This is a genomic window from Pseudobutyrivibrio ruminis HUN009 (genome assembly GCF_000703005.1).
Taxonomy (GTDB): domain Bacteria; phylum Bacillota; class Clostridia; order Lachnospirales; family Lachnospiraceae; genus Pseudobutyrivibrio; species Pseudobutyrivibrio ruminis_A.
On record NZ_JNLH01000001.1, the window covers coordinates 1,541,972 to 1,558,909 of the forward strand.

Sequence of the window (16,938 nt, forward strand, 5' to 3'; positions counted from 1 at the left end):
TTTAATTATGACTATGATGAGTAAAAGAGCAGGAAAAATAATAGTTTCTTTTGCTTTAATATGTTCACTTGGTTGCTTCTTTACTAGTTATTTATGTGCAAAGGAAATAGATTCAGAAAAAGATAGTGTTCAGATGGGTGGAGGCTTTGCTGCTACAGGGCAATTAACGCACGTAGGGTATTCCACCCAGGTGTATGATGCTGTTAATGGGCTTCCAACTTCGGAGGCAAATTACGTTTTATCAGACAAGGAAGGATATATCTGGATAGGCGGATATAGTGGAGTTATGCGCTACGATGGAAATACTTTTACGCGCTTTACCTCTACTGAGGGCCTAACAAGTGGAAGAGGAATATTTGAAGATTCTGAGGGCGGTATTTGGATAGGAACCAACGATAATGGTGTAGTCTATTTTGATGAATATAGGCAACCAACTCATTATAGTAAAAAAGATGGTTTACCTTCTGCTTCGATAAGAACATTCGCAGAAGACTCAGAAGGAAATATATTCATAGGTACAACTGAAGGAATAGCATATGTAGATTCTAAAGGGCAGATACTTACAGTTAATGATAGCAGAATAAACACTGAGAGAATTTTACGTTTATCAACAGATTTAGATGGTACTGTATATGGATATACCAAAAATGGTTCAGTATTTTCTTTAAAGGATTGTAGTGTCTCAGAATTCTATACTGGGGAGGAGCTGGGTGAACAAAGCATTACTAATATATATGCAGATCCATCAAGCTCAGAAAAAGTATATATTGGTGTTAATTCTGGAAAAATCTATTATGGTAAATTTGGTCTGAAGCTAGATGATATGGAAGAAATATCTGTAGCACCTTTGGATAAAATTAAATGGATAGAATTAGCATGTAACAGAATATGGGTGGCTTCTGAGAGTGCTTTGGGCTATTTGGATGAAAAAAATGTATTTCATTTGTTAGATGATATTGCTATAGATAGCGGTATCGAAATGCTGACCGCAGATTATCAGGGAAATATTTGGGTCGCATCCTCAAGACAGGGCGTTATGAAGCTTGTGGCCAATAGATTTTCAAACATTACCTCTAAGGTGGGGTTAAGTGAAGAGGTTGTAAACACAACATGTGTGTATAATAATTCACTGTATATTGGCACAAATGCTGGACTTAGAATTATAGATAATTTTTCTACAGTTATAGAAAATGATTTAACGGAGTATCTGGGAAATGCAAAGATCAGGTGCATAATCAAAGACAGTAGTAATAATCTTTGGATTGCTACCTTTGAAAATGAGTATGGTTTAGTTTGCTACAAATCAGACGGAAGCATTGAATCCTTTACTATGAATGATGGAATGCCAAGTAATGAGATTAGATGTGTAGAAGAAGCGAAGGATGGAAGCATAATTGCTGGAACAAATGGCGGTTTAGCTATTATCAAAGACCATAGTGTTGTATCTACAATAGATAAGTCGTCGGGTATAAAAAACACGGTTTTTCTCGATGTTGAAGCGGGGCAAGATGGTGAGATATATGCAGCAACAGATGGTGATGGAATATATGTAATTAAGGATAATGAAATAGCAAAGCTTGACGAGGATGATGGACTTACAAGCGATGTTATAAACAAAATCAAATGGGATGACAGCAGAAATGTTTATTGGATAATTACATCAAATTCCATTGAATATATGAAGGAAGGGAATATAAAAGAGGTATCAACCTTTCCATATAACAATAATGACAATATTTTCTATGATAAAAATGGAGGTCTATGGATACTTGCATCAAATGGCGTTTACTGGGTTGATGCATCTGAAATGCTAAGTGATGATGTACAAAAGTATAAACTATTTACTATTTCAAATGGACTTACCAGTATACCTATTGTTCCGGAATATAGTGATATAGATGAGGATGGTAACCTATATATTGCTGGAATGAATGGTGTTTGTGTTGTTAATATCAATAACTATTACCAGGGAAAATTGTGGATAAAAACTGGAATAACAGATATTTACTGCGATGATCAGTATATTTCACCTGATTTATATGGTACATATACTGTTCCAGCAGTTATGGGAAGAATACAAATAAGACCGGCAGTACTTGATTATTCCATGGTAAATCCGTTGGTAAGAGTTTATTTGGAAGGCAATCCAGACAAAGGCTTTATTGGATACAAAGACGAATTAACAACGCTGGAATACACAGGGCTTCGATACGGAAATTATAAGCTTCATATTCAGCTATTAGATGAGGCGTCAGGAGAAATAATACAGGATAATACTTATGCAATTATTAAAGAACCGGTTTTCTTTGAGAGAACAGCTGTAAGGGTGCTATTGGTCGTTTTGCTTGCAGTAGTTGTTGGCGTCGCAGTTTGGCGCGTTATGACGTGGACGGTTATTCGGCGACAATATATGGAAATTGCAGCAGCAAAGGATGAGGCGGAACGAGCTAATTCTGCAAAATCCAGATTCCTTGCAAATATGTCTCATGAAATAAGGACACCTATAAATACAATTATGGGTATGGATGAAATAATTCTCAGGGAAAACCCAGAAGGAGTTCCTAGAGAGTATTTAATGTCCGTTATTAATAGTGCGATGGATATTCGTACAGCATCGGAATCATTGCTTAGCTTGATTAATGAGATTCTTGATATATCTAAAATAGAATCAGGAAAAATGCATTTGGTGGAACAGGAATATGAACCAGTAGAACAACTACGTGCCATAATCACTATGATTCGAGTTCGTGCAGAACAAAAGGAGTTATCATTTGATGTAGAAGTGGATGAAAATATTCCTAGTATTTTGTATGGTGATTTTGGAAAGATTAAGCAGATAACACTTAATCTGTTGACAAATGCTGTTAAATATACAGAAAAAGGTGGATTTACACTTAAAGTAGCAGTGACAGATGATGCAGAAGAATATTGTGATTTACGCATTTCTGTTAAAGATACTGGAATTGGCGTAAAGGAAGAAGATTTGGATAAACTGTTTACAGCTTATGAAAGACTTGATGAAAAGCGAAACAGTGGAATTCAAGGCACAGGACTTGGATTGGATATTTCACGTAGATTCAGCGAATTAATGGGAGGAAATCTTTGGTGCGAAAGCGTTTATGGCGAGGGCTCTGAATTCATTTTTACCTTCCGACAAAAGGTAATTGATAATACTCCTATAGGTGAATTTAAGGAGCGAGAGGAAACTACTCCTCCAGGTTTTTATGCACCTCAGTTTATTGCACCAGAAGGCGAATTATTAGTTGTTGATGATAGTCCAATGAACTTAAATGTATTCAAGGGACTGCTTCGACCAACACAAATAAAAATCACAACTGCTTCGAGTGGATTGGAGTGTTTGGAACTGTTGGAGAAAAAGCAGTTTGATATTGTTCTTTTGGATCATATGATGCCAGAAATGGATGGTATTGAAACAAATGCCATTATCAAGGAAAAATATCCAGATTTACCGGTGTACGCATTGACTGCAAACAATATGTCGGATGCAGATGAGTTTTATAAGTCTCATGGTTTTCTTGGATATTTATCTAAACCTATTGATTCCTTTGCGATGGAAGCTACATTGATGAAGCATCTTGGAGATAAAATAATTCAAAAGCCAGCAGAGGAATTAGAAAAGAACGAGCCTACCGATTTACCTGATGATATGCTTTGGATTAGACAGGTGGATGGTTTGGATGTTGATGAGGGTATAAAAAATTCTGGCGGTGTAACGGTATATGTTATTTCAATCAAAGATTACTATGACACAATTGATTTAAATGCTGATGCTATCGAGGAAGCATATAATGCCGGAGATATCAAGCTGTACACAGTAAAGGTACATGCTCTTAAGACTTCAGCAAGAATTGTTGGAGCTATGGAGTTATCTGCATTGGCTGAACAGCTGGAGGATGCAGGAAAGAAAAATGATTTAGACTTCATTAATGAAAACACTGAAAAGCTGTTGGCTGATTACAGAAGGTACAAAACTTTGCTTTCCAAATTAGAAGCCAGCCAGGAATCCCAAGGTGAAGAGGATAAAACTCCAATTAATCCTGAGGAGCTGAAGGAAGCCTACGAAGCTTTAAAAGAATTGGTCCAGCAGATGGATTATGATGGGGCTGAAATGGTGCTTTCTGAAGTGCAGCAGTATAAACTTCCTGATAAGGATGACAAGAAGATTAAAGAACTAAGAAAAGCCCTAAAGAGATTTGACTGGGATGATATGGAAAACCTGCTATAAGGAACAAACAACAGCGACTGCCCTCCAAAAGTGTGTAATAAACATACTTTTGGAGGGCAGTCATAATGTAATAAATGAGCTAACAAGCTATATATCTTATTCCATTCTTATCTTTACATTCTTTCCAGAGAAAGCAATTCCGAATTTAATGATATTCTTTACACCTATATCATGGAGTTCGGTGTCGTAATCCTTTTCATTTATTTGATTAAGAGCTTCTGAGGTTAAAGCAGTGAGTTCCTTATCGTTCAGATTCTTATCCCATTTTAATTCCATGATTATCCCTGGATATTTATTTTCTCTTGGGAACATGCTGATATCATATCGACCTTCGCCAGATTCTCTATTAGACCTGATACGGTACTGGTTATCCATTAAAGCAATAAGTCCTAGAACAAGGCCATGATAAAAACCTTCTGCACCGGCATCGTAGAAGCTGATACTGTTTTTTAAGTATTCCTCTATTCCTTCTTGTAACTTTTTTGTATCTTGGGCAAATAGGCTCTCCGCAATTTTATTTGCAGTAGCTCTTCTCATTGCGCCAATTTGCATAAGGTGAGAGAGTATCTCACTTTTATATACCGCTGCTATTTCACGGTTGGGAATAGAAACCTGACACAGCCATGCGCCATCATCTTGAAGCTCTTTTTGGGGTATTTTCAGGTAACCAGCGACCAAAAGTAGACTATAAATATTTGCAGGATCATCGGCCAATGATCTGTATACTACGTTCTGATCGATTCTGGCTATAACACTTTCTCCTTGAAGAAGAGAATATAGTTTCTCAGTGATATCGTTTGTTGCTACTTTCAGTACATCTTCAAGGACTTCATTTTTCCCAGTGTTTACCCAATATGCCTGAGGCAAGCAACCTTTGGAGAGATAATTAATCACTGACCATGGGTTATAAATTTCCTTATTTCCAAAGATATACCCATCGTACCAGCTTTGAATCTCGTCTTTCTTGTCGGATGCTCCATAATAAGCGAGCATTTGGCTTACCTCGGATTCGGTAAAGCCAAAGAATTCATCGTACTCATTGTCCATGACGGAATTAACCGTAAGGTTATTCAAACCGCTGAAAATGCTCTCCTGAGCTATTCTTAATATACCAGTCAAAAAGCCATAGGATAGATTACTGTTGTCTTTGAATGCACCGGAGAAGAAGTTCCTCATGAATCCGATAATTTCATCATAAAATTCTTTCGAATATCCCTCCTGAATTGGAGTATCGTACTCGTCAATAATGATAATAGGGGCTTTTCCGTAATGAGCTGCAAGCATTTTAGAAAGCTTTTGAAGCGAGTCTGCAAGTTCTACTTCATCAGCCTTTCCACTTAATACTTTCTTAAAATAGTCTTTCTCATAGCTTTCTAGTTTATCGCTGTTTATTAGCTCTGAATGGCGACCAAATTCTTCCTGTAGCAATCCTGAAATCTTTGTAAAAGTTGCTTCCCAGGAATCGTATTTAACATCCTTAAATGTCAGAAAAATCACAGGATATTTTCCCTGATGTTTTCTGTACTCATTTCCACACTGCCAAATAGCTTTATCTGTAAAATATCTACGTGTATCATCATCTGATATTTCAAAGAAAACACGAAGCATATCCATATTTAGAGTCTTTCCGAAACGTCTTGGTCTTGTAAACAAAGATACAAAAGATTTGCGGTCTAGAAACTCCTTAATTAGAAGGGTCTTGTCCACATAATAATATTCTGACTGCGCACGAATATAATCTGATATTCCAACGGGAAGGGGCTTTTTCTCTGTATCTGTTCCTGACTTGATATATTCACCTGTAACTATGCGTTTGTCCGCAGGTCGCTTAGCTTCATCGGGGATTTGCCATTGTTTCCCAACTTTAACAGCACCAGGAATCGAACCCTCTTTGCAGAATGCCGCAACTCTTCGTTCTGATATTCCCCATAGCTCAGACATTTCTTTGCAGGATTTCATATGAACCTTCCTCCTTTACATCTTTCATTACTTACAGTATAAACATCATTCGGAAGGATGTCAATTCAAATTGGCATCCTTCCGAATGTTCTTCCGAAATGTATCATGCAAAGGAATTCCGGCAGCTTTGCGAAGGTAATAAGGTAGAGTTGTTTGTTACTGTTTGGCTTGCTGTTATAGATTTGACGACCTTACTATGCTTGGATTTGAGTTTGTAAAAAATGCATAGTGTCTATTAATAGAAAAGGGACTGAGCAGTTATCATTTGTGCAAAGGCCCAAATAGGTTTATAATTTCTGTTGGGTATAAATTTAAAGGGGGATAATTGAATAATGAAACAACTCAAACCTATTACTAACAAACTCTTATGGATTTTCGCATTAGGGCAGTTTGGATGGAGTCTTCTGTCTGGTGTTGTATCTAACTGGATGGTTTACTACTACACAGGTACACCAAGTGCACAGAATCCTAACACAGGTCTTTTTGCATCTGGAATCACTCAAAATCCAATTCTTTTCAAATTAACATTGTTTGGTCTTGTGCTTGCCTGCGGTCGAATTTTCGATGCAATCACAGATCCACTTATTGCTGGATGGTCAGATGGTGCTGACTACAAGGGAGGCAGACGTATTCCATTTATGAGAGCAATGGCAGTCCCATTTGCTCTATGTACTATTGGTCTTTTTGTGCTTCCACAAACAAGCAACGTAGTTGTAAATGACATAGTGCTTTTTGTCCTTTTGATGGTGTTCTATCTTTTCATGACAATGTTCTGTACACCTTACAACGCTCTTATTGCAGAGCTAGGTGACACACAGCAGCATCGTATAAACGTATCAACATACATTTCATTTACATTTATTGTAGGTCAGTCTATTTCATTTTTGCTTCCAAACGTAGCAGGTGCCTTGGAAGGAAGCTTTGGACAGGCTGGCTCAATCAGAATGTCGGTTGCAATTATGGCAGCTATAGCTTGTATTGCAATGCTCATTCCAGCATTTTACATTAACGAGCGTGATTACATCGAAAGCAAACCAAGTGAGACAAAGCCATTTTCATCACTTGTAAAGACATTTTCGAATGTTCAGTTTAGACACTTTGTATATAGTGATGTTATTTATTTCTTTGCTCTTACATTGTTCCAGACAGGTCTTGCATTCTACGAGACACAGCTTATGGAAATTGAAGATACATGGACATTTGTCCTTACTGCAACAATGACATTCATCAGCGTTTGCCTCTATCCAGCAGTAAACATCTTAGCTAAGAAAATTGGTAAGAAGCAGCTTATTATTGTGGGATTTTTTGCATACGCATGTGTATTCCTTGTAACAACATTCTGTGGCAAGGGATTACAGTGGGGCTTCATTATTGCTGTTGCAGCATCTATCCCAATGGCAATCCTTGGAATTCTTCCACAGGCTTGTGTTGCTGATGTAGCAGAGCTTACACGTCTTGAAACTGGTGAAGACAGAAGTGGTATGTTCTTTGCAGCCCGTACTTTTGCATTCAAAATGGGGCAGGCAATTGCGATGGTAGTATTTACTTCTGTTACAGTTGCACAGACAAAGGCTAGCTATCGTATGACAGCGGGAATTGCATTTGTTACTTGCTTCATTGGTGCTTGCATCTTCTTCACATTCAATGAAAAACAAATCCTTGCGCGTATCAAAGAACTGAAGGGCAGCGAGGAAATCTAGAATAATGAAATGATTGTGAAAAACAATTTTTTCCCAGGGAAATATGCCATAATATATTAAAGAAAAACAAGATTTAATATATTTATGGGGATGGGGAGTATGAGTAATTTAGCTTTACGCATGATAACAGGATGTGTTATCGCATTTACGTTGGCGGTGTGTTTAATACCGCTAGAAATCTTTGCAAAGTAAATAGTATTATGTAGAATAAATATGAGGGAAGTTTTGCTCCCTCATATTTATTTTTGCAGTAATATCAGATTGGAGAGAATGAAATGAGATATCCTGAGTTTCTAAAAAAGAATGGCACAATCGGACTTGTTGCACCATCCTTTGGATGTACATTTGAACCATATAAAAGCTGTATGGATGCAGCCATAGATAGATTTAAAGGAATGGGCTATTCCATAGTAGAAGGCCCAAATTGTAGAAAGGATGACGGAATCGGAATCAGCTCTACACCTTCAAATTGTGGCAAAGAATTGACGGAGTTTTATTGCTCAGCTGACAACGATATGCTTATTAGCTGTGGCGGTGGAGAGTTGATGTGTGAGACTTTGGATTATGTTGATTTCGATGCAGTTAAAAATGCTGCTCCAAAGTGGTACATGGGATATTCAGACAATACTAATTTCACTTTCCTACTTAATACTATTTGCGACGTGGCTTCTATCTATGGGCCAAGCATAGGTGCTTTTGGAGCAGAGTATCTTCATCAGGCTTTGCTTGATTCAATCAAAGCATTCACTGGCGAACTTGATAAAGTGTCTGGATACGACATGTTTGAACTTGATTCTTTGAAGGACGAGGAACATCCACTTGTTTCATATAATCTTACAGAGAAAAAGGAGTTAAAGCTTTTCAGTGGTGAGGCAGCAGTGAATCGTTTGCCACAGTTTGCAGGCAGGATTACAGGGGGATGCCTTGATTGTCTTGCAAATCTTGTTGGCACAAAATACGACAAGGTGGCCGAGTTTAACAAGCGCAACAGCGATGCTGGCGTGATTTGGTTTTTAGAGGCCTGCGATTTGAATGTTATGTCTATTCGCAGAGCACTGTGGAATCTTGATAGAGCAGGATGGTTTGAGAATGCCAAGGGCTTTATAATTGGTCGTCCACTTGCTGCATGGAAAGAGGAGATGATGGGGCTTGATCAGTACAATGCTGTTACAGGAATCCTTGGCAAATACAATGTGCCTATAGTTATGGATGCAGATGTGGGACATATTGCTCCAGCAATGCCAATCATATCAGGTGCTATGGCTACAGTTGGCACAGACCTGGGAAATATAACAATCGAATATAATTTAAAATAGTTCTTAAAAAGAATAATGCTGACCAGGATTCTGGCCAGCATTATTTTTATCTTGCGCGAATATCTAATATTTCACCAATATACATGGTATGGAAGTCATCGAGATGACGTTCGGTATAGTTGGTATTTAGGATGTTTTCATCCAGTATTGTGTTTTCGGTCATTGGCACAGCAGCAATCTTTCGACACAGAATAATAAAGTTTGCATCATCAATGTAAGGAACATTCATTGCGTGTTCAACATCTACGTGGCATAGGCGAAGCTTATCCTCATTACGGCCGCTAAGCTGATCAAGTACCTTCATTAGTTGTACGTTGTTTTTGTCGTTCATATCGAAGAAACATGCTGAAAAATACTCAGATTTATCAAGTAATTCTTTTGTGTACCTTGTGTTGCGAAGAAATGCGTAGACTACATGTTTTCCCCAGATATGACCTACGCCTCCGTTGTGTGACGAGGTGGCATTGGCTTTTCCGTCTGCCTCTGCAACGATTGCAATACCATCGTCGGCAAGCTTTTGAATTGGATTCCATTCCAACATATTAATTGGATAAGGTTGAAAAGTATGCATATGATTCTCCTTCTCTATAATATTTGATGGCTATTTAAGGTTATTACTTTGAAGAAACTTTAAAAACTCATGCTCAGGTAATGGCTTTGTGAAATAGTATCCCTGAATGTAATCAACCCCCAGAGTTTTCATAGTTTCCAGTTCTTCTTCGGTCTCAATTCCCTCGGCAATTATCTTAATATCCATTGAATGAGCCATATCTATAACTGTTTTTACAATAGCCCGAGCCTTTGTATTCTTAAAATATTCATCAGTCAGATGCTTATCTAATTTTACAATGCTTACAGGCATATCAATTATGTAATTCAGATTTGATGAGCCAGAACCAAAATCGTCTAATGAGAAAGAGATTCCCTTTTCCTCCAGCTTTTTCATGTTGTTAAGAATGTTTTCCTTGCTGATTAAGGAACTGGTTTCTGTAATTTCCATATTAATAAGTAGTGGTGAAATTGCATAATGCTCTAATAGCTCTGTAAATCTGGATACAAATACAGGACTTTCACCCTGCTTTACTGAAAGGTTAAGCTCGATTTTTTCGATGCCTAGTTTTTCTATCCTGTATGATTTCATAAAGGATAGAACCTTTTTATATATGCTGTCCGATAGAGGGATGATTCTTCCGGTTTCTTCCATGACTGGTATGAAATCATTTGGATAAACCAAAGTGCCATCCTTGAGCTTGATTCGCACAAGTGCTTCTGCACCTGTGAATAATCCAGTCGAAACATTGTAGATTGGTTGATAATGCATTTCGATTCGGTCTTCTTCCATTGCAGATATAACCATTTTTTCAACTAACTTGTGATTTCTTAGTTCTGTCATGGTCTCTGTATTAACAACAATTTCACTTTTGTTAAGCAAATCATGACTGCTTGGAATGAAGTTAGTGAGAAGCATTTGAAGCTCGTCTGCATCCTCTGCTACGTTACAATTAGGAATTATAGTATAGAAAGGATGTAGGAGAGTAATTGCATCAGCAACATCTGGATTGTCTTCTATAGATTGAAAATACGTGGCAATTTTAAACTTTGTGCTTTCCATAAAATCGGTATTATCAAATACTAAAAGAAAGTAGCCTTCAGCAGTATCAAATACTTTTGCTGTATCAATGCTAAATAGAAACTCGGAAAGCTTTTCTATTGTCTGTCTAAGTAGTTTGTTTTCATTAACAGCATCTCCAACTGTTTTGAAGGAAATCATCATCAATGAAAAACTTTTTTTGTTCTGATATAGAAAATCAAAATAGTCATGTATAACAGCGGAACTGAAGTGACCGGTTTTTCTGGAAATAGCTCCCTGCGGATTTTCCAACTCAAAATACATTATTAAAGCACCAATACATGCAGCGAAACTAACAATCAGATATTGAGGTCTTATAAACTGAATGATTGCAGCCAGGCTCCATATCACCATCCATATAAGAAGGGCATGAATCTTTTGGCGCTTGATGTGATGTCGTAAAAGAAAAGCGGAAAGTGCAACGCTTAATATGTAGAGGGTCGCCAAAATATATGTCAGTATGGCGGCAGGGCCATAAGAATATAGTTTGATACCGTCATAGTAGAAATAGAGTGGCAGGTATAGAGTCGATAAAACTCCTGCAACAAAGCAAAACTTGATGATTCTATCCAAAATAATTTCTGCCTGGCTTCCTTTTGTTTCTACTATGTCTGAAACGGTATATTTAAAGGCGAAGAAGGAAACGACTTGCAGTGATTGAAGATAGAATTTCCCTACTAGTGTAATAATCATTGGATTGTATCTATATCCATAAACGATGAAATAACAAGAAGCTATATCCAGGATGACACAGGCCAAGATAGCATATAAGGTTTCGATAAAACGGCGTTCTGAAACAAGCCCCATAGTTGGTTGACGTTTATAAAAAAACAGGAGCATGGATACAATAATCAGGCCGCATACTTGAGTGTATATATTCATAAAATCATTCCTATGTGTAGTATTTAAACTGATTATAGCATTCATTTTATATGGAATTGCCTAAAACTCAGAAAGTTCAAAGAATGTTCAAAAAGTGACAAAAAACTATCGAAAAAATTTAATAATTTAGTGCGTTAAAGTGTTGACTCAAACTAGAAAAAAGGGGTAAAATTTCTATTAATATTTAATAAGATCAAAGCATAGATTTCATGGAGGCGGAAAATGGAAATCAGATTTGAAAAGCGTGAGCAATTAAAAGAAAAACCAGATTGGAACAACCTTGGATTTGGAAAGTATATGACAGACTACATGTTCGTCTGTGATTGGGATAGAGAGATAGGTTGGCACGACGCCAGAATTGTCCCAGAGGGACCAATTGAATTAGATCCAGCATGCATGACTCTCCATTATGCACAGGAGACATTTGAAGGTATGAAGGCATATCGTCGTGAAGATGGAAAGATTCAGCTTTTCAGACCTGAAATGAATGCAAAGAGAATGATCAATTCTAATGAAAGACTTTGCATGCCTGCATTCCCAGTTGAGGACTTTGTTGCAGCTGTTAAGGCCCTTGTTAAGACAGAGCAGGATTGGGTTCCATCTCAGAAGGATACATCCCTTTACATCAGACCATTTATGTTCGCTACAGAGGCTGCTCTTGGTGTTCATATGGCAAAATCATACAAATTTATGATTCTTTGTTGTCCAGTTGGCGCATATTATGCAACAGGGCTTGACCCAGTAAAGATTTTAGTAGAAAATGAATTAGTACGAGCAGTTGCAGGCGGTACTGGCTTTACAAAATGTGGTGGAAATTATGCGGGTTCTATCGCAGGTCAGGTAAAGGCAGAGAAGCTTGGCTATTCTCAGGTTCTTTGGCTGGATGGTAATGAGCGTAAGTACGTTGAGGAAGTTGGTACAATGAACATCATGTTCAAGATTGATGGAGAGATTTGGACAGCTCCAACAGTTGGTACTGTACTCCCAGGTGTTACTAGAGATTCTATGATCCATTTATTAAGAGATTGGGGATATAATGTTAGAGAGGAGCGCCTCGCAATTGATGATCTTATGAAGGCTGGTCACGATGGCAAGCTTGAGGAGGTCTTTGGTACAGGAACAGCAGCAGTTATTTCTCCAGTAGGCGAGCTCCGTTTTAAGGATGATGTTGTTGTAATAAATGGAGGTAAAACCGGAGAGCTTACACAGAAGCTATACGATACACTTACAGGTATCCAGTGGGGTAGGCTCGAGGACAAATATGGATGGACAACTCTAGTAGATTAAATTTTGAATTGGAAATCAATAATGATGATATGCAGTCATTACAGGACGTATTCTGCAAATCTAATGATATGTATATCATGTGTATTGGGAAAAATTTAGGACAAATCACATCCTTCTCAGGTACAAAGCCTGAGGAGGATTTTGTTGACTCTAATTTCTCTTCTGAGCTCAGAAGAGAAATCGTTGATTCTTTTGTGGATGGTTCCGCGGAAAACATCGTGGAAAGATACGGCACAAATGATTATCTTATGTACAGGGGCGTTGCTATCAGAGGTTCTGAAGGAGAGCTTATGGGGGCATGGCTTTGCTTTGGCGTTGATAGAACACAAGTCCCTATCGAAGTCAGATTGGATTCTTCGATTCGTCTTACAACGAAGGATTCCTTCGACAAATCAATTTCACTTATTGAAACTCTTACAAAGTATTATTTCGCAGAAAAATTCAAATCACATCTTTTGCGTCAAAAATTGATGAAAGAAAAAGATGTTGAGAATGAAATTACATATAAGCTAAAGAAAAATGAAATCATGACAGATATCCTTCGTTTGATGGAGTCAGAGAATTCATTTTCAAAGATATCCGAGGATATTCTCAAGGAATCAGGCAGATATTTAGACTGTACACACACAGCTTTGCTTCAGATTGATTCCAGCGGAATAGGTGTGGATATGATTTCTGAGTGGTGTGCAGAAAGCAGCAAGGCGTTGATTTCTCATTTCCAGGAGGTTCCTTTGGTGGAACTTCCATTTATGAATGGAAAGCCATACACCATTTCATCGGATGCTTCGCTTCCAGAAGCCTTCGAGATTTTCTTCATTAAATATGGAATTAAGGCAGCTATTTTCTTACCTATCAATGTTAATGATTCAGCTGCAATGTATTTATGCTTCTTCTCTATTGGAGAGGAGAGAAAGTGGAGTGTGGATGATTTGCGTTTTGCAAATGACATCAAGCGTATCATTCATACCGTTTTAGTGAAAAAGATTACTACCAATTCCTTGGCAAGCTCTTACAATGCTCTTGAAGCAATATTACAAAATGCTGGTTACGGAGTTGTTGTTGCAGATTTGGCTCATCACCAAATCCTCTATACAAACGATACCTTCAAAATCATGTTTGAAAATGAAGTTGATAGGTTGGCAATCGAAGAAATAATTTTCGATGAGCGATATACACTTCCAGAGCTTAATGGCTACTCAGCAAATGGTTCAGGAAAGTGGTTTGACATTTCAATCGACTCTCTTAAGTGGGTGGATGGAAGAGATGTTAGAATGATTACCTTCTACGACATCACAGATCTTCGTATCTACCAAAAGAAGGTTGAGAAACAGGCTCAGGAGGATATCCTGACAGGCCTCTACAACAGACAGGCTTGCGAAAAGGATATTTCCTTAGAGTTCCATGTGGCTAAAAAGCTTGATACGAAGTTTGCAGTACTTATGATTGACTTGGATGATTTTGCCAGCGTCAACGAAGGACTGGGCTACAAAATCGGTGACGACTTGCTTGAGTATGTTGCTCATAGCATTAACGATATTTCTTATATCCACGGTAAATGTTACCGTGTAGGCGGCGATGAATTTGCAGTCCTGATTGACCATGAAAACTATGATAATCTTGATTTAATTATCAAGAGAATCATGAATCTTTTTGATAATCCATGGAGGCTTAATGATCAGGATTACTATTGCACAATGAGTATGGGATGTGTTAAAGCACCTGCTGATTTAGAGGATTCTACAGATATTCTAACAAGACTTAATATCGCAGTTCATGGTGCTAAAAATAAGGGCAAAAACCGATTTGAGTACTATAGTCCAAAATCAGAAGCAGTTATGGCAGAAAAGGTCAAGATGGACCAGGCCATGAGAAAAGCTGTAGAGGATGACTGTAAGGAATTCGAGGTTTACTTCCAACCTATCATGGAATTTATCAATGGCCTGCCACAGTGTTGCGGTTCCGAAGCCTTGGTTAGATGGAATTCATCTGAGTATGGCATGGTTATGCCAGACAAATTCATTAGTCAGGCAGAGCAGATGAGGCTTATCAATGCCATTGGTGAGCATGTTCTTTTGGAAGCAGCAAAGGCATGCAAGCACTGGAATGATTTCGGCCATCCTGAATACAAGGTCAATGTTAACCTTTCAGTTGTTCAGCTGACACAGAATGATTTCATTGAAAAACTGAAAAACGTACTGGAAGTTACATCAATTAATCCTAGAAACTTGACTCTAGAAGTAACAGAGTCTTTAGCTATAAATGACATGGAGTGGATGGTCAAGATACTAAAGGCCATTCGAGAATTGGGATGCAGAGTTGCGCTGGATGATTTCGGCACAGGCTATTCTTCCCTCAATCATATTAGGAGTATGCCTATCGATACTATCAAAATCGATAAAGCATTTGTCTCAGAAATGGATTCAGATCATTTCTCTGAAGCATTTGTAAAGACAATCTCCGAGCTTGCAGATTCCTTAGACGTAGATGTATGCGTTGAAGGAGTTGAAATAGACAAGCAGGTAGATATGATTGGCAAGTTTTCCGTTAATTTAGCGCAGGGATTCTTCTTTGACAAACCACTATCTAGAGGAGAGTTTGAAAAGAAATATTTATAAAAGAAAGGGATTATAATGTACACACTACAGGACATCAAAAACACAGATCCAGAAGTAGCAGAGGCAATTGTTAAGGAGTTCAATCGCCAGTCAGAACACATCGAGCTTATCGCTTCAGAAAACTGGGTATCACCAGCAGTAATGTCAGCTATGGGCTCTGTACTTACAAACAAGTATGCTGAGGGGTATCCAGGAAAGCGTTATTATGGTGGTTGCTCAGAAGTTGATGTAATCGAGGAGCTTGCTCGTGAACGTGCAAAAGAGCTTTTTGGTTGCGAATATGTCAACGTTCAGCCTCATTCTGGTGCGCAGGCCAACATGGCAGTGCAGTTTGCAGTGCTTAAGCCAGGGGACACAGTTATGGGTATGAATTTGGATCACGGCGGACACCTTACACATGGTTCACCTGCCAACTTCTCTGGTACTTATTTCAACATTGTTCCTTATGGAGTAAACGATGATGGTTTCATCGATTATGATGAAGTAGAGCGTATAGCACTTGAGTGCAAGCCAAAGATGATTATTGCAGGAGCTTCTGCATATTGTCGTAAGATTGACTTCAAGCGCTTCAGAGAAATCTGTGACAAAGTTGATGCAGTTCTGTTTGTGGACATGGCTCACATTGCTGGTCTTGTAGCAGCAGGCGTCCATGAGAGCCCAATCCCATATGCAGATATAGTAACAACCACTACACACAAGACTCTTCGCGGTCCTAGAGGTGGTATGATTATGGCAACAGCCGAAGCTAATGAAAAGTACAATTTCAATAAGGCTGTATTCCCAGGAATCCAGGGTGGCCCACTTATGCATGTTATTGCAGGTAAGGCTGTATGCTTCAAGGAAGCTTTAGAGCCTTCATTCAAAGAATACGGCAAGCAGATTGTAAAGAACGCTCAGGCTCTTTGCAAAGGTCTTCAGGACAGAGGTATTAAAATTGTATCAGGCGGTACCGACAATCACTTGATGCTCATCGACTTAACACCATTTGAGCTTACAGGCAAGGTTGTTGAGAAGCTTCTTGATGATGCGCATATCACAGCAAATAAAAACACAATTCCTAACGATCCAAAGTCACCATTCGTAACATCTGGTATTCGTCTTGGTACACCAGCTGCTACAACACGTGGACTTAAGGAGGATGATTTCGACAAGGTTGCTGAGGCAATTGCAGTTGTTATCAAGGAGCAGGAAGCTGGCGTAGAAAAAGCTCGCAAAATTATAAAAGAAATTACAGATAAATATCCACTTACTGGAGAAATGTGTTAAAGTAAAAGAAATAATTAATATTTTAGGGGAATCGGTT

The 16,938-nt window shown here is 38.3% G+C and carries 9 protein-coding genes; 6 read left to right on the forward strand and 3 right to left on the reverse strand.

Features of this window, described 5'->3' with window-relative positions:
* Positions 1–13: 13 nt before the first annotated feature.
* Positions 14–4,246 (forward strand): ATP-binding protein, encoded by a 4,233-nt coding sequence (locus BO15_RS0107025; RefSeq protein ID WP_167541219.1) that lies wholly within the window; start codon positions 14–16, stop codon positions 4,244–4,246.
* A 96-nt stretch (positions 4,247–4,342) separates the two neighbouring features.
* Here the strand turns inward: BO15_RS0107025 and BO15_RS0107030 are convergent, their stop codons facing one another.
* A complete protein-coding gene (locus BO15_RS0107030) occupies positions 4,343–6,205 on the reverse strand; it encodes an AAA family ATPase (RefSeq protein WP_033153597.1) in 1,863 nt (620 codons plus the stop codon).
* A gap of 332 nt (positions 6,206–6,537) precedes the next feature.
* Here BO15_RS0107030 and BO15_RS0107035 point away from each other — a divergent pair, with 332 nt between their 5' ends.
* The gene (locus tag BO15_RS0107035) at positions 6,538–7,905 is read left to right on the forward strand and encodes an MFS transporter (protein WP_033153600.1); all 1,368 of its coding nucleotides are present in this window, start codon (positions 6,538–6,540) and stop codon (positions 7,903–7,905) included.
* A gap of 275 nt (positions 7,906–8,180) precedes the next feature.
* Entirely contained in the window at positions 8,181–9,221 is a 1,041-nt protein-coding gene (locus BO15_RS0107040) for a S66 family peptidase (RefSeq protein WP_033153602.1), read from the forward strand.
* Between the two features lie 46 nt (positions 9,222–9,267).
* Here the strand turns inward: BO15_RS0107040 and BO15_RS0107045 are convergent, their stop codons facing one another.
* Both BO15_RS0107045 and BO15_RS0107050 read right to left on the reverse strand, forming a co-directional pair.
* Positions 9,268–9,792: a flavin reductase gene (locus BO15_RS0107045; RefSeq protein WP_033153604.1), complete on the reverse strand. Its 525-nt coding sequence runs from the start codon at positions 9,790–9,792 to the stop codon at positions 9,268–9,270.
* 30 nt (positions 9,793–9,822) lie between these two features.
* A complete protein-coding gene (locus BO15_RS0107050; protein WP_033153607.1) occupies positions 9,823–11,733 on the reverse strand; it encodes an EAL domain-containing protein in 1,911 nt (636 codons plus the stop codon).
* 222 nt (positions 11,734–11,955) lie between these two features.
* Here BO15_RS0107050 and BO15_RS0107055 point away from each other — a divergent pair, with 222 nt between their 5' ends.
* Genes BO15_RS0107055 through glyA form a run of 3 tightly spaced genes read left to right on the forward strand, consistent with a single transcriptional unit; the run spans position 11,956 to position 16,901 of the window.
* Positions 11,956–13,020, forward strand: coding sequence for a branched-chain amino acid aminotransferase (locus tag BO15_RS0107055; RefSeq protein WP_033153609.1), 1,065 nt, complete (start codon positions 11,956–11,958; stop codon positions 13,018–13,020).
* On the forward strand, positions 12,999–15,635 hold the full coding sequence (locus BO15_RS0107060) for a GGDEF domain-containing protein (RefSeq protein WP_081828583.1): 2,637 nt from the start codon (positions 12,999–13,001) through the stop codon (positions 15,633–15,635). The genes BO15_RS0107055 and BO15_RS0107060 overlap by 22 nt, the downstream gene beginning before the upstream one ends.
* Before the next feature lie 15 nt (positions 15,636–15,650).
* Positions 15,651–16,901 (forward strand): serine hydroxymethyltransferase, encoded by a 1,251-nt coding sequence (gene glyA, locus BO15_RS0107065; RefSeq protein ID WP_033153611.1) that lies wholly within the window; start codon positions 15,651–15,653, stop codon positions 16,899–16,901.
* The last annotated feature ends 37 nt before the right edge of the window (positions 16,902–16,938 follow it).

What these genes read in the sequence shown, in the direction of transcription:
- BO15_RS0107035 (WP_033153600.1), top strand. Translation starts at nt 6,538, where the DNA reads ATGAAACAACTCAAACCTATTACTAACAAACTCTTATGGATTTTCGCA.
- BO15_RS0107045 (WP_033153604.1), bottom strand. Translation starts at nt 9,792, where the DNA reads ATGCATACTTTTCAACCTTATCCAATTAATATGTTGGAATGGAATCCA.
- BO15_RS0107025 (WP_167541219.1), top strand. Translation starts at nt 14, where the DNA reads ATGATGAGTAAAAGAGCAGGAAAAATAATAGTTTCTTTTGCTTTAATA.
- BO15_RS0107040 (WP_033153602.1), top strand. Translation starts at nt 8,181, where the DNA reads ATGAGATATCCTGAGTTTCTAAAAAAGAATGGCACAATCGGACTTGTT.
- BO15_RS0107050 (WP_033153607.1), bottom strand. Translation starts at nt 11,733, where the DNA reads ATGAATATATACACTCAAGTATGCGGCCTGATTATTGTATCCATGCTC.
- glyA (WP_033153611.1), top strand. Translation starts at nt 15,651, where the DNA reads ATGTACACACTACAGGACATCAAAAACACAGATCCAGAAGTAGCAGAG.
- BO15_RS0107060 (WP_081828583.1), top strand. Translation starts at nt 12,999, where the DNA reads ATGGACAACTCTAGTAGATTAAATTTTGAATTGGAAATCAATAATGAT.
- BO15_RS0107055 (WP_033153609.1), top strand. Translation starts at nt 11,956, where the DNA reads ATGGAAATCAGATTTGAAAAGCGTGAGCAATTAAAAGAAAAACCAGAT.
- BO15_RS0107030 (WP_033153597.1), bottom strand. Translation starts at nt 6,205, where the DNA reads ATGAAATCCTGCAAAGAAATGTCTGAGCTATGGGGAATATCAGAACGA.